Origin of the sequence: Allobosea sp. 2KB_26 (assembly GCF_052115715.1) — a bacterium.
Taxonomy (GTDB): domain Bacteria; phylum Pseudomonadota; class Alphaproteobacteria; order Rhizobiales; family Beijerinckiaceae; genus Allobosea.
Genome location: NZ_JBFRHE010000011.1, coordinates 140,581 through 157,901 on the forward strand (window position 1 = coordinate 140,581; position 17,321 = coordinate 157,901).

General features: G+C 64.2%; 18 protein-coding genes and 1 pseudogene. 10 read left to right on the plus strand and 9 right to left on the minus strand.

What is annotated here, in order from left to right:
* Window position 1: 1 nt before the first annotated feature.
* Entirely contained in the window at window positions 2-1,147 is a 1,146-nt protein-coding gene (locus AB4099_RS25020) for a 2-aminoethylphosphonate--pyruvate transaminase (protein ID WP_441480035.1), read from the minus strand.
* A 105-nt stretch (window positions 1,148-1,252) separates the two neighbouring features.
* Here AB4099_RS25020 and AB4099_RS25025 point away from each other — a divergent pair, with 105 nt between their 5' ends.
* A complete protein-coding gene (locus AB4099_RS25025) occupies window positions 1,253-2,146 on the plus strand; it encodes a LysR substrate-binding domain-containing protein (RefSeq protein WP_441480036.1) in 894 nt (297 codons plus the stop codon).
* Between the two features lie 2 nt (window positions 2,147-2,148).
* Here AB4099_RS25025 and AB4099_RS25030 read toward each other — a convergent pair whose 3' ends face one another.
* Window positions 2,149-2,994 (minus strand): EamA family transporter, encoded by an 846-nt coding sequence (locus AB4099_RS25030; protein WP_441480037.1) that lies wholly within the window; start codon window positions 2,992-2,994, stop codon window positions 2,149-2,151.
* Window positions 2,991-3,725 (minus strand): metallophosphoesterase family protein, encoded by a 735-nt coding sequence (locus AB4099_RS25035; RefSeq protein WP_441480038.1) that lies wholly within the window; start codon window positions 3,723-3,725, stop codon window positions 2,991-2,993. Before AB4099_RS25035 ends, AB4099_RS25030 begins: the two co-directional genes overlap by 4 nt.
* 327 nt (window positions 3,726-4,052) lie before the next feature.
* Between AB4099_RS25035 and AB4099_RS25040 the strand changes: the two genes are divergently transcribed.
* The 3 genes from AB4099_RS25040 to AB4099_RS25050 all read left to right on the plus strand — a co-directional run bounded on the left by AB4099_RS25040 (window position 4,053) and on the right by AB4099_RS25050 (window position 5,569).
* Complete coding sequence (locus tag AB4099_RS25040) at window positions 4,053-4,619, plus strand: hypothetical protein (protein WP_441480039.1); 567 nt, start codon at window positions 4,053-4,055, stop codon at window positions 4,617-4,619.
* A gap of 40 nt (window positions 4,620-4,659) precedes the next feature.
* Window positions 4,660-4,914: a hypothetical protein gene (locus AB4099_RS25045; protein WP_441480040.1), complete on the plus strand. Its 255-nt coding sequence runs from the start codon at window positions 4,660-4,662 to the stop codon at window positions 4,912-4,914.
* 244 nt (window positions 4,915-5,158) lie between these two features.
* Window positions 5,159-5,569 carry a hypothetical protein gene (locus tag AB4099_RS25050; RefSeq protein WP_441480041.1) on the plus strand — a complete coding sequence of 137 codons (411 nt, stop codon included), beginning with the start codon at window positions 5,159-5,161 and terminating at the stop codon, window positions 5,567-5,569.
* 253 nt (window positions 5,570-5,822) lie between these two features.
* Here the strand turns inward: AB4099_RS25050 and AB4099_RS25055 are convergent, their stop codons facing one another.
* Window positions 5,823-6,323 (minus strand): GNAT family N-acetyltransferase, encoded by a 501-nt coding sequence (locus AB4099_RS25055; RefSeq protein ID WP_441480042.1) that lies wholly within the window; start codon window positions 6,321-6,323, stop codon window positions 5,823-5,825.
* A gap of 301 nt (window positions 6,324-6,624) precedes the next feature.
* Between AB4099_RS25055 and AB4099_RS25060 the strand changes: the two genes are divergently transcribed.
* Both AB4099_RS25060 and AB4099_RS25065 read left to right on the plus strand, forming a co-directional pair.
* A complete protein-coding gene (locus AB4099_RS25060) occupies window positions 6,625-7,416 on the plus strand; it encodes a phytanoyl-CoA dioxygenase family protein (protein WP_441480043.1) in 792 nt (263 codons plus the stop codon).
* A gap of 280 nt (window positions 7,417-7,696) precedes the next feature.
* Complete coding sequence (locus AB4099_RS25065; protein WP_441480044.1) at window positions 7,697-8,488, plus strand: hypothetical protein; 792 nt, start codon at window positions 7,697-7,699, stop codon at window positions 8,486-8,488.
* 146 nt (window positions 8,489-8,634) lie between these two features.
* Here the strand turns inward: AB4099_RS25065 and accD are convergent, their stop codons facing one another.
* Window positions 8,635-9,549: an acetyl-CoA carboxylase, carboxyltransferase subunit beta gene (accD, locus tag AB4099_RS25070; RefSeq protein ID WP_441480117.1), complete on the minus strand. Its 915-nt coding sequence runs from the start codon at window positions 9,547-9,549 to the stop codon at window positions 8,635-8,637.
* A gap of 193 nt (window positions 9,550-9,742) precedes the next feature.
* On the opposite strand from accD, the pseudogene AB4099_RS25075 reads away from it, so the two are divergent.
* Window positions 9,743-9,877 (plus strand): annotated as a pseudogene (locus AB4099_RS25075) (IS5/IS1182 family transposase); the annotation flags it as partial.
* A 117-nt stretch (window positions 9,878-9,994) separates the two neighbouring features.
* Here the strand turns inward: AB4099_RS25075 and AB4099_RS25080 are convergent.
* From AB4099_RS25080 to AB4099_RS25095, 4 genes are all read right to left on the minus strand, one after another.
* Window positions 9,995-10,591: an SIS domain-containing protein gene (locus AB4099_RS25080; RefSeq protein ID WP_441480045.1), complete on the minus strand. Its 597-nt coding sequence runs from the start codon at window positions 10,589-10,591 to the stop codon at window positions 9,995-9,997.
* A gap of 186 nt (window positions 10,592-10,777) precedes the next feature.
* The gene (locus tag AB4099_RS25085) at window positions 10,778-11,500 is read right to left on the minus strand and encodes an OmpA family protein (protein ID WP_441480046.1); all 723 of its coding nucleotides are present in this window, start codon (window positions 11,498-11,500) and stop codon (window positions 10,778-10,780) included.
* Window positions 11,398-11,898, minus strand: coding sequence for a hypothetical protein (locus AB4099_RS25090; RefSeq protein WP_441480047.1), 501 nt, complete (start codon window positions 11,896-11,898; stop codon window positions 11,398-11,400). The genes AB4099_RS25085 and AB4099_RS25090 overlap by 103 nt, the downstream gene beginning before the upstream one ends.
* A gap of 527 nt (window positions 11,899-12,425) precedes the next feature.
* On the minus strand, window positions 12,426-13,655 hold the full coding sequence (locus AB4099_RS25095) for a M20/M25/M40 family metallo-hydrolase (protein ID WP_441480048.1): 1,230 nt from the start codon (window positions 13,653-13,655) through the stop codon (window positions 12,426-12,428).
* Window positions 13,656-14,114: 459 nt separating this feature from the next.
* On the opposite strand from AB4099_RS25095, the gene AB4099_RS25100 reads away from it, so the two are divergent.
* From AB4099_RS25100 to AB4099_RS25110, 3 genes are read left to right on the plus strand one after another with little or no spacing between them, the layout of a single operon-like run.
* The gene (locus AB4099_RS25100) at window positions 14,115-14,873 is read left to right on the plus strand and encodes a DUF1254 domain-containing protein (protein ID WP_441480049.1); all 759 of its coding nucleotides are present in this window, start codon (window positions 14,115-14,117) and stop codon (window positions 14,871-14,873) included.
* Between the two features lie 33 nt (window positions 14,874-14,906).
* Window positions 14,907-15,605, plus strand: a complete 699-nt coding sequence (locus tag AB4099_RS25105) for a DUF1214 domain-containing protein (protein ID WP_441480050.1) — start codon at window positions 14,907-14,909, stop codon at window positions 15,603-15,605.
* A gap of 11 nt (window positions 15,606-15,616) precedes the next feature.
* Window positions 15,617-17,155: a DUF1254 domain-containing protein gene (locus AB4099_RS25110; RefSeq protein ID WP_441480051.1), complete on the plus strand. Its 1,539-nt coding sequence runs from the start codon at window positions 15,617-15,619 to the stop codon at window positions 17,153-17,155.
* The last annotated feature ends 166 nt before the right edge of the window (window positions 17,156-17,321 follow it).

Sequence of the window (17,321 nt, forward strand, 5' to 3'; positions counted from 1 at the left end):
TTCACGCCGCCGACTTCAGGCCGACGCCCATCTCGGCAAGCACGTCCGAGACCGTGGCGACGAAGGCCTTCATGTCCTGCGCGCCGAGGGCGCCGATGCAGCCGATGCGGAAGCTGTCGGCGACGGTCAGCTTGCCCGGATAGATCACGTAGCCGGCATCCTTCAGCGTGTCGTAGAAGCGCTGGAAGACGAAGTTCTTGTCCTGCGGCATGTGGAAGGTGACGATGATCGGCGCCTGGTGATGCGCCGGCAGCAGCGTCCGGAAGCCGAGCTCCTGCATGCCCTCGATCAGGATGCGCGCATTGTCGGCATAGCGCTCGCCGCGCCCGGCGACGCCGCCTTCCGTCCAGAATTCCTGCAGCGCCGCATGGAAGGCGACGATGACATGGATCGGCGGGGTGAAGCGGTACTGCCCGGTGCGCTCGAAGGCGGCGTGCTGGTCGTGGAGATCGAGCACCAACGTGGTGGCGTTGCCCTTGGTCTCCGCCAGGGCGCTGCGGCGGGCGATGACGAAGCCGAGACCGGGCACGCCCTGGATGCACTTGTTCGAAGAGGCGGCGACCGCGTCGAAATGGACCTCGCGGCTGTCGAGCGCCAGCGCCCCGAAGGCGCTCATCGAGTCGACCAGCAGGCGCCTGCCATGGCGCTTGACCAGTGCGGCCACCGCCTCGATCGGGTTGCGGATGCCGCTCGTCGTTTCGCAATGGACGACGAAGACATGGCTGATCGCGGCATCGGCGACGAGCATCCGGTCGACCTCGGCAAGATCGGGCGGCATGTCCTCGGCCGTCTCGTGGACGACGACGTCGCGACCGGCGATCTCGAGGATGCGCTTGGCGCGCTGGCCATAGGCGCCGTTGATCAGGACCAGCGCCTTGCCGCTGCGCGGCACGAAGCTCGTCAGCATGGCCTCGACCGCGAAGGTGCCCGAGCCCTGCATCGGCACGGTGACGAAGCTGCCCTCGCCATGGATGACCTTCGGCAGCTCCTCCATCACGGCTTTGTTGATGCCGACGAAGGTTGCGTCCCGGGAACCCCAGTCATGCACCATGGCTTCCTTGACCGCCTTGCTGGTCGTCAGCGGTCCGGGCGTCAGGAGGAGGGGATCACCGGTCTCGGAAACGGCGGGGCGGCGGGCTTGGGCCATGTCGATCTCGCTTGTGTCGTTGCAGCCGATGGCGAAACGGTAGGGCGGGATTTGACATAGCTCCAATACATCTTATCCATGCGATCCATAGAAGGGATCTATGACATGGCGATCAGCTATTCCGGCCTGTCGGCGTTCCATGCGGTGGCGGAGGCCGAGAGCTTCACCGGAGCGGCCAAGGCGCGCCATGTCAGCCAGCCGACGCTTTCGGCGCAGGTTCGCTCGCTCGAGGACGCCTACGGCGTGCGCCTGTTCGATCGTGTCGGTCGCAAGACAAAACTCACCCCGTTGGGCCAGAGCCTTTTCGCCATCACGGCCCGGCTGTTTTCCGCCCAGGACGAGGCGCAATCGCTGCTCGCCGGCAGCCGGACGCTGCAGCGCGGCCATCTGCGCATTGCCGCCGACAGCGCCACCCATGTCATGGCCGCGCTCGCCCGGATGCGCGAAAGCTATCCCGGCCTGACATTCTCGCTGACGATCGGGAATTCGTCGGAGGTCGTCGATCAGATCATGGACTTCGCCGCCGACGTGGCGATCACCGCGCGGCAGAGTTCGGATCCGCGCCTCCATACGGTGAAGCTGCGCTCGGACCGGCTGGTCGCCTTCGCATCGAACGAGCACCGCCTGGCGCAGCATGAGAGCATCCCGATCGAGGCCTTCGCGGGCCAGGACATCGTGTTGAGGGAACGCGGCTCGATCACGCGCGAGACCTTCGAGGCCCGCCTGTCCGAGGCCGGCATCAAGCCGGCGAATCTGCTCGAGGTCCAGTCGCGCGAGGCGGTGCGCGAGGCCGTCGCCGCCGGCTTCGGCATCGGCGTGATTTTCGAGGCGGAGTTCCGGCCCGACCCCGCGCTGAAGCGGCTGGTCATCACCGGCGCCGATTTCGCGGTCGGCGAATATGCGGCCTGCCGGGCCGAGCGCCGGCGCATTCCATTGGTGCGCGGCTTTTTCGAGACGGTCCAGGACCTCGTCGAGGCCGAGGCTGCGATCGCGCGCTGAACTCAGGCGAGCCGCATCAGCGCGAGCGCGGCGACGATGAAGCCGCAGGCGACCAGGCGCGAGGCCTGCAACGGCTCCTTCAGCCAGACATGGGCGATCACGGCGGCAAACAGCACGGAGCTCTCGCGCACGGCCGCGACGAGCGGGATCGGCGCGACCGTCATCGCCCAGATCGCGATCCAATAGGCGCCGAGCGACAGGACGCCGCCGGCCGCGCCCTCCAGCCAGAACGGTCGCATCGCCGTCAGCGCATCCCGTCCATGGCGCAAGGCGACATAGGCGATCAGCGGCGTGCCATTGATCACGAACAGCGCCGCCGAATAGGCGTGCGGGTCACCCGCCGCGCGTGCGCCGAGCCCATCGACGAGGGTGTAGCCGCTGATCATGACGGCCGTCAGCGCGGCAAAGCCGAGCGCGCCGGGATCGAAGGCGGCGCCGTGCCGGCGTCCGAGAATTGAGATCAGCATGATGCCGGTGCCGAGCAGGCCGATGGCCGCGAGCTGCGGGAGGGCGAGATGCTCGCCGAAGACGGCGAGCGCGATCGCCGCGGTCAGGAGCGGGGCGCCGCCGCGCGCCATCGGATAGATCTGGCTCATATCGGCACGGCGGTAGGCTCCGGACAGGCCGACATAATAGCCGAGATGCAGGATCAGCGAGCCGATGAGCCAGGGCCAGGCCTCGGGCCTCGGCCAGCCCGTCACCAGCAGCGCGGGGAGGGCGAGAAGCCCGGATGTGAGCGAAATCATCGCCATGGCGTGAAGCGGATCGAGCTTCACCTTCACGAAGGCGTTCCAGCCCGCATGCATCGCTGCTGCCGCGAGCACGGTGAGGAAGATCGCGAGGCTCACCGGCGCGCGGTGCCCGTCGACAGAGCATGGGCCCAGTCATCCCGCCCATTCCGCCGGGCCTCGGCCGAGGCCGCCTCCCAGTCATAGGCGATGGCGTGATGCTCGACCGAAATCGCGCCCGCGATCGTCACAATCGCGAAGCGGGCATGCGGGCTTCCGCTCTCGCAGACATGGGCAGGCGGCGTCTCGTCCTGATAGGCCGGGTTCCCGACACTGCCGGGGTTGACGACGACCATGCCGCTGGAGAGCCACAAGACCCGGGGCAGGTGGCTGTGGCCGCAGAGCAGGAGCGGCCCCTTCGTGCCGGCCAGCCGCGCCTCGACGGCGGCGACCGTGTCGGGAAGGAGGCGGCCCCCCGCAACGGCTTCCATCAGATAGGCTTCATCGTCGCCGGGCGAGGCATGGACGCATTGCGCACCGGCGGCGAACTGCTCTTGTGGCAGCGCGGACAACCAGGCGCGATCGGCCACGTCGAGCCTCTCCCAGGCGAAGCGGTCGGAGCGACCGAGCCCGTCGGGCGAGGCTGCTCCCATGGCGCGGTCATGGTTGCCGCGGACGTGAAGCATCTCGACTGCCCTGAGACGCGCGACCGTTTCTGCCGGCCATAACGGCCCCGAGGCGCAATCGCCGAGATTGACGATCAGATCGGGCGAGGCGCGCTGAAGACGGTCCAGCACCGCCTCGAGAGCCAGCAGATTGCCGTGTATGTCCGCGATGACGCCGATGCGCATGGCTCACTCCGTGGGCGGCGAGCCGAAAGACTTCGACGGTCGCGCCGCGCGCTTTACAGCATGCCGGACGCTTTGCCAGCGAAATATGGTGCTGCGTATGGTGTGACGGGCAACGCCCGGTTTCAGGTCCGTGACCGTCTACCGGCATCAGCGCCGCTGGCGTACGCTCTGGCGCTCTCGCAGTCATGGCGGGGCGATGACCGATTCTCGGCAACCGGCCCTATCCGCGTGTGGCACCACCGAGGCCCCCAAAACACCCGACAGCGCTCAATGACTGGCTGGGGTGGTTTGCAGACTTTAGCGGCGCCCCCTAGAATGTGTCCGATCATGGACCAAAACTCGCCGAAGCCATTTGCGGAAGCTGCACGAGCAGCATTTCCGGCAGCCAATCGTGCTTTGGCAGAACAGGCCATTTCCTATCTGACTCCGTTTGTGGATGACACCTACCGAATCCGATCATCGGAACTTGATATTTTGGGGCAGCGCGTTCGGCTTCCTGGCCGCCTGCATTTTCCCGGCCTGATCCCGCCCCATATTGCGATCGACAGCATGCCCCAGCCAGCGCTGTGCTTGGTTGCCCGCGCGACCGACGGATACTTGCGGCAACGCGCAGTCGCGTCACTTCTCGGGGTCGAAGAAGCTTGGGCTGCCCCTTACGTCGCGACGCTTCTCGCCGACTATGTGCGTGAGATAGTGGAAGTCATTCACAACGGCCTGCCGGAATTGAACCGGGAGCTCTATGCAAATCTTGTTCGCGAGAACCGGACTCCGTTTCGGACGCTTCGGGCGCGCGCGACCAGCTACTGGGATGCCTATCACCGGCATCTCTACCCGGAGAAACTCGACTATCCCGGACTAAAGGCTTTGCACGAAATCGAAACATGGGCTGCGTAGAGCGAAAGTCCGCAACGGAGTGGAGAGCATCCCGGGCCGGATGCTGGACACGCAGACGATCGGCGAGGGCGTCTCCGACCGGATCGCCGGGCAGAGCCGCTCGACCGCGCAGATCGCGCTGACCATCCGGGCGGCGCAGGGCGTGCTGGCCAGCGCCAGGGCCGTGCGCGAGGCGGCCGACCTGTCCAATACCAGCGCGGTCGATGTGATGGCGCTGGCCCGCGATCTCGATGACGAGGCAAGGCGGATCAGGAGCCAAGTCGGCGAGTTCTTCGGGACGCTGGACGCGGCTTGACGGATGGTGCCCATCCGGGACGAGCCGGAACAACGGGCTGCGCCCGTCGTTGATGAACAGGTGCAGCTTCGGAAGCGTCGATCGCTTCCTGTCACGGCGGCTGTCCGGCGACATGCGCGCGAGGCAGATGGCTTTGCGCTCTGCCGCAATCCAGCCGCGATTGGTTCACCCGCCATTCAACCGGCCGGCGCGAACCTGTCCTCATCTTCGGGAGGAGGAGAGCCCGATAAAAGGAGATTTGATCATGATGTCTCTCAGGAAAACCGCCATCATCGCGCTGACTTCCGCGAGCGTGGTCACGGCAGGCTCGGCCGTGCCGGCCTTCGCTGGCGAAGCGCGTCCGGTGGTGGATGCGTCGCGGCTGGACAAGGCAGCGGCGGAATATTCGCAATATCGCTACCGCGGGTATCGCGGTGGCTATCGTGGCTACCGGAGCGGCTGGTATGGCGGCCGTGGCGCTGCCGTAGCGGGCGCCGTTGGCCTCGGAATTCTGGGTGCCGCAGCGATCGCCGCGAACCGCCGCGCCTATGCTGACCCGTATTATTACGACAATGGCTACTATGCCGCACCGGTCTATGGCGGGCCGGTTTATGCCGCGCCGGTTTACGGCAGGCGCTACTATGCCCCGGCCTACGACTACCGCGACTATCGCTGAAGTCTCGGTTCCCTGTGCCGCGCGCCCGTCTCCGGCGCGCGGCACATTCCGGCAGCCTCGGATTGTCTTACGACAGCCGTGCTGCTCCGTGCACACGCGACACCTGGCACATGACAGAGCGTTGAGGCCGTCCGTCCGAGCCCCGCAAAGCAAATGGAGCGGGGCACATCGTGGTTCATGTCACGGGAAGCCCGGTCGCGAGGGGCATCATTCGGCTGGCGGCGGCAACCACGACCCAGGGATGATCGACCGTTCACGCCGTCGTCCGGAACTTCATGAAGCGTTGGCCTTCGTAATCCAATTCACCGTCGGCAATGAAGCCAAGTCGGGCAAGGCCCTTCACTCGCGACCTGCTCGGCGGCAGCAGGATGCTGACATTGCCGATGCCAAGCGCGATCCGACGGTCCATGAAGCCGCGAAATAGCTCGGCGCCGTGCCCCCAGAATTGGGGAAGCAGAACGAGGGCGAGATCAGCGCCATCTGCCTCTTTCTGAAAACCACCCCAGCCAGCAAAGCGGTCGTCAATGCGGATGGACCATGGACCATAGCCGTTTTGATGCCACTGGGCGTCCTTGCCCTTGGCCCAGTCGCGGGCAGAAGCTTCAGTCCAGCTGCCATCGGCGAGCGGCATGTGACGGATGACATCAGGATGGTTCAGCAGAGCCAGCCAGTCGGAGGTGGGGATGTCGGCAAAGCAGTGGAGGGTGAAGGCCATAGCCTCCTCCCTATCACGATGGCCCGTCGAGGCGAGCACTGACTAGCCTGTCGAGAAGACCGCCGGGAATCCCCACGGCTCGAGACCGGGTCTTGAACAGATTGATCCGGAACGACCGCTTCCGGGCGATGACCCAGAGTTACCTCTTGGCGTCTTGATGGGGAAGAGTCGGACAATGGTGACCTTGAGGCCGCTCCTATTGCCGTGTAATGCGGGCTCGTCATGATGTTCACCTCGACATTCTTTCCCCTGATCTGAACGGCCCCAGCCGTCCGGCGCTGTTGCGCCGATCAGATCAAAACGGCTTCGCTGATGCGCTAGCCGAGCGGAGAGACGCGCAATGCCCCATGATGCGCAGATTGGCCTGACATCCCGTCGGGTCCAGAGCTTCATCGACGACGGATTCGTCAAAATCGAGAACGCCTTCAGTGCCGACCTTGCAAGGCAATGCAGGGATGAATTGTGGGCGGATATCGGCTTGTCACCCAGCCAACCGGAAGGCTGGACGAGACCGGTCATCCGGGTGAGCTCGAAATCCTCGCCCCCTTTCATCCAGGCGGCCAATACGCTGCTCCTGCAAAGAGCCTTCGATCAGCTCGTCGGCACAGAGCGTTGGATTGCCCCTAAGGGGCTTGGGACCTTCCCGATCCGGTTCCCCTCGGCGCAAGCCCCGGGGGACGATGGCTGGCATGTGGATGTGAGCTTTGGCCTGGACAATCCGGATTTCATGGAATGGCGAGCCAATGTAAGGAGCAGCGGACGAGCCCTGCTCATGCTTTTCCTGCTATCGGATGTCGGGCCCGACGATGCTCCCACGAGAATTCGCCGGGGCTCGCATGCCATGATCGCCCGGGAGCTTCTGCCCTATGGCGAGGCGGGAGCCACACTCCGGCAGCTCTCTGCGAACGGCTACGCCTCGACCGCGGATTGTGCGGTCGAAATCGCAACCGGAACGGCGGGCACGGTCTACCTGTGCCACCCGTTCCTGGTCCATGCAGCACAACCCCATTGCGGCCAGCATCCGCGATTCATGGCGCAGCCGCCGCTGTTGCCACGGAGCGAGTTTGATCCGTCCTTGCCTCCCTCGCCCGTTCAGATCGCCATCCGTCAAGCGTGCGGGTTGACCTTCTGATCCTGGCGTCCGGGCCCATGCTGCGGCTCCGGACGCCTATCCCAGCCTTGGCAGCCTCTGGCGCTTCCCGAAGCGGACGCCGGTAGCGTCCGGCAAGCGTCGGGAGCGGATATCGGCGTCCAACCAGATTGCGGACATCCGTTCGAAGCCCCGCGCGACTATGCTGCCGGCGAGGGGCAGGAGGCCACATCGCCCGCGTCCCCTGATGCGTCGAACAACGCCTTGCAATCACGCGATTGCCGCTCAACCCTTCCAGACAGGTTTTGAACTGAGGCGTCCCATGGCTGAGAATATCCATCCCCTTGACGGGGCGCATCTGGCCCGGATCGAGCCCGAGGACCGCCTCGTGGTGCTTGCCCGGACGCTACAAGCGGATCCCGCAGCGGAAGCCGAACTCAAGCACCGCGTCGTCGACTGGGCGCGCTTTGGGGAAACATGTCTCGGGCAGGCACTCTATCGCCATCGCTCCGTCTTTCGGAACGCTTCCGATGCGGCTGTGTGGAGCCATCTGGAGCTGAGCTACTTCCAAGACATCGTTCCTGCCGACGCCATTCACGAGCTCGTGGTCAAGCAGCAACCGCCGGAGGTCCAATTGCTGCGCGCGGAGATTCTCCTGACCACCCCCTCGGCCTTCGTCATGCCGCGAAACTGGCAGGGCTCGGCCGATCGGCCCGAACGGCAGGCATCGCTGGAATATATCGAGGTGCACTCGCCCTATCTCGGCGAATACAGGGAGATCATGCGCAACTATATCGGACCGGCCGCTGCGAAGCTCGTCCAGGCGAACAGGATTGGGACGTTCAGGACAATGGAGACGGCGGCTGTGCTCTACCGTGACCCAGCGCTGAGGACCGACTGGAACCAGATTCATCTCTGCGAAGTGGAAGCCGACGGCTTCAACGGGTTCGGCCAGGCGTTCGATGCCGCGCTCCGCGAGGTTTCGCCGGATGGCGGCTTTGCGGCTGTCTTTGCCGGCCTCGACCGCATGCGCTCGATCCCGCGCTGGACCTTCAACGATCCCGTGGTGGAGGCGGATGCTGCGCTCGGGCGGGTAGGCAGGGCGGAGCCATGAGCGGAGGGGGGGGCGGCGGCCCGGAACACGCGCGCGGCGGCTGTGCCCAGTCCCGCATCCAAACCGCCCGCAAAGGGAGCGCCGTGGACTGTCGAGCCTTGCCTCCCCATAACGTGGCGGGCGAAGCGTGCGATCGAGGCTGACGACTACTTGGCGGCGGCCGCCAAGATGGGTTTTTTCACGACGGAGGCGGCTTTGGCAGCCGGTCTGCGGGTCAGCAAGCCGCAAAGCCTCGCGAGCGTGGCGCGCATGTCGGCTCTGGGCACGACCATATCGACCATGCCGTGCTCCTTGAGGTATTCGGCCCTCTGGAAGCCCTCCGGCAGCTTTTCTCGGATCGTCTGCTCGATGACCCGCTGTCCCGCGAAGCCTATGAGGGCGCCAGGCTCCGCGAGATGCACATCCCCCAGCATTGCATAGGAAGCCGTGATGCCGCCGGTCGTCGGGTCCGTCAGCACCACGAGATATGGCAATTTCGCCGCCCGCAAACGCCGCACGGCCACGGTGGTGCGCGGCATCTGCATCAAGGACAGCACTCCTTCCTGCATGCGCATCCCGCCGCCGCACGCGAACAGGATCAAAGGCGTGCGGTGCGAGATGGCGGCTTCTGCTGCTGTGATGATGGCTTCACCGGCCGCCATGCCATGCGAGCCGGTCATGAAATGGAAGTCCTGGACCGCTACCGTAACAGGAATGCCCTCGAGTGTGCCGCGGGCCACTTTGACGGCGTCCTGCAGCCCGGTCATCGCTCTCGCCTCCTTGAGGCGGTCCACATAGCGCTTCTTGTCGCGGAAGCGCAGCGGATCAACCGGCACGTCTGGTAAGGGCACATCCTCCTGGGAGCCCAGATCGAGCGTGATCGACAGGCGTTGCGCTGCCGTGATGCGCAGATGGTGTTTCGAGCCCGGAATCACCCACAGGTTGGCCTCGACATCTTTCTGGAAGACGAGCTCGCCGGTTTCCGGGCACTTGATCCAGAGATTTTCGGAGGTTTGCTTCCGCAGAAGAGTGCGGACCTTTGGACGCACCACCGCGGTGATCCAATTCATCGGCGTTTCCATCATGGGCGTTCGCAACTCCGCTGCGCAGGTCGGCCATTGGAGCCCACCCCGAAAAGAGCCGAGCGGGTTCAGTGGGCTGCGACTCCGTCAGGTTGCGAGACTTGATGGAGGCGACGATGCCCTGGACCGAGACCGCTCGGCGCGATTATGCACGGCGAGGGATGCGCTATTCAAGCGATCTGAGCGATCGGGATACGCTTGGCTCGGCCGTGCCGCAGGCTCGCAAAGGGCGTCGAGAGAACCATCGCCAGTGCCGAGGCCGGGACCCTCGTCGCAACTCTCGGGCTCCTCACTCGCCCGCCTCGCAAGGTATCGCTATCCCTCGTAGAGTTTGAGTCAGGCACTTGGATCATCGGGCCGGATATCGCGTTCGGTCCAATGATCTAACCGTCTGTGTTTGCATCGCCTTTCCCGAACGCCGCAATCCGCTTTTCGGGCCGATGCTTTAGACGTTGTCCAAACGGGCCTTGGCGCCAAGGTAACCCCCATGGTGCCGGAGGCCATAGTCCTTTCGCGTGAAGCCGCGCCGCTCCATGACGATCAGCGCAAGGGCATCCGCAATTGCCGACATCACTGCAATGCTTGCAGTCGGGGTCAGTCCCAAGGGACAGGGCTCTGCGATCTGTCCCATGTCGATGATGATATCGCTGACAAGACGAAGATCGGACTGAGGATGCGAGGTAACGGCAATGACCTTGTGAGGTCCCAGATGCCGGGACAGTTCGACCATCTCAACCACTTCCCGCGTTTTTCCTGAAGTGGAGAATGCGAACAGGCAATCCCCTGGGCCGACGACGCCCAGGTCGCCATGTGCGGCCTCGCCCGGGTGCACAAAGACCGCTGGCGTCCCGGTCGAACAGAGGACGGCTGCAAAACGATTTGCAGAAAAACCGGCTTTCCCCATGCCGGTGACGATCACCTTGCCGCGACAGGCTTCTATGGCTTCAATCGCAGCATCGAAAGCCGAATTCACCTCGACGGCCGCGATGGCTGCCGCTTCGGAGCGCAATATTTGCTGCGCTCGTTCTTGGATATTGGTCATTTCCACGTCCCGATACCTCCAGAATTACTTCATGCTTCGTCGCCGAATGGTCCGCAACGGGGCGATGCCGTTGATAGAGTCGGTCCTGAAATCGCCTCCGGCGCTAAGTGGATGTGGCGGAGCGGCGGTTTTGCCGAAGGCCGGGAGCGGGCCGACGTGTTGTTGTCGGCCCGCAGAGTCCATCGTCTACTGCTTCGGCAAGACGAACTCGACGCGTCGGTTCAGAGCACGCCCTTCGGGATTGTCGGCTCCGGTTTTGAGCGTATTGGGTTCGATCGGACGACTATCACCGAGCGCTTTGACCGAAAGCCGTGCTTGATCTGCTCCGTGTCTCGCAAGCCATTGCGCGACGACCCGAGCCCGTCGAAGGGACAGGTCCTGATTATACCGAGCTGACCCCTTTGAATCGGTATGCCCCTCGATGACGATCGTGCCGGCGGGGGCAGATGCGATGAGACGCGCGATATCCGTGAGTGTCGGTTCGGCAGCCGACTTGATATCGGCCTTGTCGAAATCGAACAGGATATCGCCCGTCATCGACACCCTGACGGTCGTCGCATCCTGTCGTACGGAAAGACCACCGTGCCGGGCGGCAAGTCCGCCGGCTTTCGCCGACAGATCGGATACCGCGCCGTTCACGTCGGAGGGGAGGCCCTTCAGATCCAGAGCCGTGGCCTTAAGATCCAGAACCGTGGCTTTGAGATCGCGTATTTCGCGATGGTCAGGGGGCTCTTGGGCAAACGAGCCACTTGTCGCTGCCAGAAACACGATGATCGCGATGGAGGACTTGGTAGCACCGGCCATGGCTATCGGTCGGTGATTTTGATCGCGTCGAGAGTTTCGACCCCCGGGATCGTCAGCGACACGTCCGTGACGTCCTTCGGTGGAGCAGGGAACCTGCCATGCCATGAGCCCGCGATCGGAGAATCCTTGTTGGCCTTGATGACCAGGTTAGGATTTGTCAGCGGCTTGTCGTTGCTATCTGTCAGAAGCAGGTATTTCTTCTTGCCGGCAAGAACATAGAAGCTGTTTTCATAGGCGTCCTTGCTGATCGAATCATAGAGCCGTTCCAGCTTGTTCGTGGCGATTGGCTTGAAGCGAAGCTTGATCGTAAGAATATCGCCGGATCGGACAGCTTCGACGACTTGGGCTTCCGCGGACCCGCCATCGGTCAAGCCAGTGGCCAAGGGTGCGACAGTAGTGGCCTCGGCTTGAGTTTGGGCCAATGCCGTTTGATCTAATCCAGCTGTGGCCAGGAAGGCACCAAGGGCACAAGCGGTCGTGGCAATTCTGGTCACCTTTACCATGTCAATCCTCTGTACTTTCAAAATGGCAGGCAGTGCGTACGAATCACAATACGAATCTCCAATAGCCTGCTTGCGTGGGGGCAATGTGGCTGCCTCCTCAGATCCCCACGACGCTGCCGCGGACATGTGGGCGGCCAGGACGAGGCCCGCCTTGGGGGGGCAGGCAGTCTGAACGCCGAAACGCGCGAACGCGAAGAAGACCAATGGTTGGATCTCGTCGACGGTCTCGACCCCGGGACGGCATGCCCTCGGCCGGCGAGGGCGATTGGCAAGGTCACCAGCAGGGACGTGCGATCCCATGGCGGCCTGCGAGGTGCCAGACCACGACGCCCCGAGCAGCCGCTACGCGGCCCCCCGAAACACCCGACCGAGCTCAAGGGCTGGCTTGGGTGGGAGGCCGCCGTTAGGGGACAGAGCGGAACATGCCGCGATGACCCAAGACGCCATATCGTCTGCTCGCAAGGCGCGCCGCAACCGGTCGAGCCGCAAGATCGAGTCCAGCGGCAACGACCGGTCGGCAAGACTGTTCATTCGGTGGGGAAGCCCGCCGTGGCCAGGATCGTGGCAAGGCTGGCCGTCATGCCGGATACGCTGGCTGTCTTTTCGACATCGATCCATTCGCCGAGAGAATGGGCCCTCCCGCCGGTGCCGCCCGAACCGATCTTGATGGCCGGGATGCCCAGGCTCATCGGAATATTCGCGTCGGTGGAGGAGGCTTCGTGCCTGGGCGCAAAGCCATGGGCCTGAAGGGCTGCGGTCGCGTATTGCACGATATCGGCGTCCACGGGCGTGTTGCCCGCGGGACGGTCGCCCAATGCTTTGATTTCGACGGTGATCGCCCCTTCGCTGGTCGAGCGGGTCGCGTTCTCCTGCTCCACCGCAGCAGCCACGATCGCGCGGCAACGGGCGTCCAGCCTGGCAAGCTCGTCCGCCGATTCCGACCGTAGGTCGATGTCGATCCAGGTTTCCTCAGGGATGGCGTTGACGGATGAGCCGCCGCCGACAATGGAGGCGCAGAACGTGGTGCGCGGTGTCGCCGGCACCTGGATGCGGCCAAGCTCCACGATCGCCTGCGCCATGGCATACATCGGGTTCACGATGCCGAACGCCTGGAAGCTGTGCCCGCCCGGTCCCTTGAACCTGACGGAATAGCGCTTCGAGCCGACGCCGCCGACGACGATCTTCTCCACCTGCGGACTGTCGACGGTGATGAAGGCTGCAATCTTGTCGCGATACCGCCCCTTGGTGAAGAGATGCCGGACGCCACGCAGGTCGCCGAGCCCTTCCTCACCGACATCGCCTACGAACAGAATATCGTTGCGGGTCCGGATCCCGGCGGCGTCCATCGCGCGCACGAAGGCCAGGAGCACGGCAAGGCTGCGGGTGTCGTCGCCAACGCCCGGCGCAAAGAGCTTCGTGCCCTCGCGGCGCACGGTGACATCGGTTCCCTCAGGGAAAACCGTATCGAGATGGGCGGCGATGACGATCAATCCACCGTTGCCGGTGCCGCGCCTGAGGCCCATCACATTGCCGATCTCGTCCTGCTCGACATCCTCCAGGCCATGCGCCTGCAGCATCTCCAGATAGGCGGCGGCGCGTTTCTCCTCCTTGAAGGGGGGCGCGGGAATCTCGGTCAGCGTGATGATGTCGGCAATGGTGCGGTCATGCTCGGCTTCGAGCACCCTGACCGCCTCCTTGAAGGCCGGATGGCGGGTGATCGCGGCAATTTCGGAGGCGTGATCGCGCTGCACTGGCATTCCCTCATCATGCGGTCTTCATGACCTTCGGCACGGCGCAACCTGTGCCTTCGGCCCCGTCGCGGCGCAAGCGTTCTGCCCCCGGCGGCACGCTTGGCGCCATTGCGCCGGGCTCAAGGCGCGCACCGGCGGGGCGCCGGATATCGGCGATCAGGCCGGCCGGGGAGGGTGCTTTGCGGTCGCGCGGCGGCCTCCCGCGCTAGAGCGGGCGTTGCGCCACCGGGACTGTTCTCTACGTCAGGGCAGGTGCCCGATGGAGAGCTTGGACGGCTCCAGGCCAGGTCAGCGATTTGCCGATACGTTACGGCAGGGGCGTTCTCCAACACCCAATTGCCCATGGTATCGCTGCACCCGACGCAAAACAGACCGTAACTGTTACAACCTCTCTGCTCTCGTGCGAGAGGAGTGTCGAGGCTCTAGATTTCGTCGCCGGGGGGATCACCAGCGAGGATATCGACGATGCTTTGGCAGATCCGCGCAAGGGCGCTCGTGGCAACATGTCTCGGTGCCGCCCTCTCCGGTCCATTGCTTGTTCCGGCAGCCATGGCTCAGCCAGCCGTTCCGGCGCTCTCCCAGGCGCGGCCTGCGGGCCCGGTGCCCGGCACCGTGCTGCAGAAGGCCTATGTGCGCGAGATGGCAAAGGCCGCCTATGTCTGGGGCTGGCCGCTGGTCAACTTGCACAACCGGCGGCTCGTCTTTTCACAGGTTCCTGAATCCGGTCTCGGTGACGGCGTCCTGCCCGTCGCGCCGCTCAACCACCTGACGATGTTGACCGACTATATCGCGCCCGAGGAAAGGGCGGTCGCCTGCCCGAACCAGGATGTCGTGTACGGTTTCGGCATCTTCTCGCTCGACAAGGAGCCGGCGGTCTTCCAGGTACCCGATTTCGGCGACCGCTTCTGGGTCTACCAGCTCGGCAACCAGCGCACCGACTCCATCGGCCAGGCCGGCAAGATGTACGGCACCAAGCCGGGCTTCTACATGGTCGTCGGCCCGGACTGGAACGGCACCGTTCCGGACGGCATCGCCGGTGTTTTCCGGTCGCCGACCAATCTGGCCTATATCATCCCGCGCGCCTTCGTCGACGATACGGCCGAAGACAAGCGGGCGATCCAGCCGGTGATCAGCCAGATCATGGCCTATCCGCTGAGCCAGTTCGACGGCAAGCAGATGACCAAGGACTGGAGCAAGATCCCGAAGCTCGCCGATCCCGCCTGAGGCAAGCAGGGCGGCGGTGCCGAAACGCAATGGGTGAAGCCGGACAGATTCTTCGACGAGCTGCCGGCCATCCTCAAGGAAGTGCCGCCGCTGCCCGGCGAGGAGGCGCTCTATGGCTGGCTCGGCTCGATCCTCGAGGCGGCAGCCAAGGATCCCGATCTCAAGGCGACGCTGAAACAGGCGGCGCTCGAGGCCGACAAGGAGATCCTGACCCCGCTCAAGGCCTTCCGCTATTCCGGAGTGCCGGTTCAGAACGGCTGGACCTCGCCGCTCAACGGCGCGAATTTCGGCACCGACTACTACACCCGAACCGCCGTCGCGCGGACCAACATCTTCGTCAATGCGCCCAACGAGACCGCGTATTTCTATCAGGAATACGATGGCGACAAGAAGCGACTGAACGGCAAAAGCGCCTATACCGTGACCTTCGCCAAGGGCGAGGTGCCGCCGGTCGACGGGTTCTGGTCGCTGACGCTCTATGACGCCGACCATTTCTTCGCGCCCAACGAGCTCAGGCGCTTTTCGCTGGGCACCAAGAACAAGGACCTCAAGCTCAATCCCGACGGCTCGCTGACACTCTATGTGCAGCGCAATCGTCCGAGCGGCGACAAGGTCTCGAATTGGCTGCCGGCACCGACGGGCGATTTCGAGCTCTATATCCGGGCCTATTGGCCGAAGGAGGCTGTCCTTAGGCGTCAATGGGCTCCGCCGATCGTCAACCGCGCCAAGTGAGGAACAGCAGCATGACGCTCAATCTTGCCAGGACGATTGTCGCAGCAGCGTTTGCCGCCGCGCTGGGGTTCGGCCCCTCCGCCCAGGCCCAGTCGTCGCACTATGAGGAACTGTCGACCCTGCCGCTGACGGAAGGCTACCTGTCGAAGGCCGACACGGCGAAGCTCAAGGACGAGTTGCTGTTCCAGCGCGCAGTCCAATCCTATCTCTGGGCCCAGCCGGCGCTGAACATCTTTGCGATGAAGGAAGGTTCCGAGAAGCTCTTCGGCAAGGGCTACAACGTCCTTCCGGTCTGGAAGGAACGCCTCAACGCCAACACCCAGGTCACCACGCCGAATTCTGACGTCATCTACGCGATGGGCTATCTCGACCTGAAGCAGGACGGGCCGATGGTGCTGGAGGTGCCGCCGGGCCTTCAGGGCATTCTCGACGATTTCTTCCAGCGCCCGATCTGCAATCCGGCGCCCGTCGAGGAGAAGACCTGGTATCCGGAACCCTATTCGAAGGACATCTGGTGCGGCGATGTCGGCCTGCCCGGGCCGGACAAGGGCAAGGGCGCGAACTACCTCGTGATCCCGCCCGACTATACCGGGGAGATCCCGAAGGACCATATCGTCTACAAGTCGCGCACCTATAATGTCTTCGTCTTCTGGCGTGCGTTCTTCAAGGATCCCAAGGATCTGTCGGGGCCGGTCAATCTCGTCACGCAGACCCGCATCTATCCGCTCGGCAAGAAGGACAGCGCCAAGCCGATGCAATTCCCCGATGGCTCGGCGGCGGCGCCGAACATGCTCTATCCGACGGATGGCAGCGCGTTCGACATGCTCTCGCGGTTCATCGACAGCGAATATGTCGATCCCACCGATGCCGACATGCGCGGCATGCTCGCCAGCATCGGCATCATCAAGGGCCAGCCCTTCGCGCCGGATGCACGGGCGCGCGAGATCCTCGACCGCGCCGGGCGCACCGCCTTCCGCATCGGCCGCGCCATCGCCTATGACCCGCCGCCGATCGTGCCGAACACCCGCTGGTACAAAGACAGGCAATGGGTAAACCCGTTCCCGGCAAATACCGAATTCACCGGGCCGTCCTTCAAATATCTCGATCTGCGCACCGGCTTTTTCGCGCTGGCCTATTCGGCAAGCCCGGCGATGGCGGTCAACATGGCCGGAATGGGGGCGAAATATCCTGTCGCCTTCACCGATGCCGACGGCGACCCGCTTTCGGGCGGCAAATCCTACAAGCTGCATCTGCCGAAGGATATTCCGGCCGGGATTTTCTGGTCGGTCACCGTCTATCGGCCGGAGACAGCCTCGGGATTGGCCAATGGTCAGCCCTTCCCGTCGCTCAACACGATGGACAAGCCGGAGATGAATGCAGACGGCTCGCTCGATCTCTACTTCGGACCCGATGCACCGTCAGGCAAGGACAAGAACTGGCTGAAGACGGTCTCCGGCCAGGGCTTCTTCGTGATCCTGCGCCTCTACGGCCCGACGAAGCCCTTCTTCGACCAGAGCTGGGTGCCCGGCGATGTCGAGAAGGTGAAGTAGCGCGGGGCGGGCACCAGGGGGCTGGACCCTATCCTCGGGTCCTCTTGGCCAAGCCGGCGGGGGGAAGGTGCGACGCATCTCGGTCGTCAGGCAGGCGCGCGAAAGAGCGGGCCTGCGGCTTCGACGAGCGGTTTCGGCAGCATGGGCAGTTCGTCTGGCGTAAACG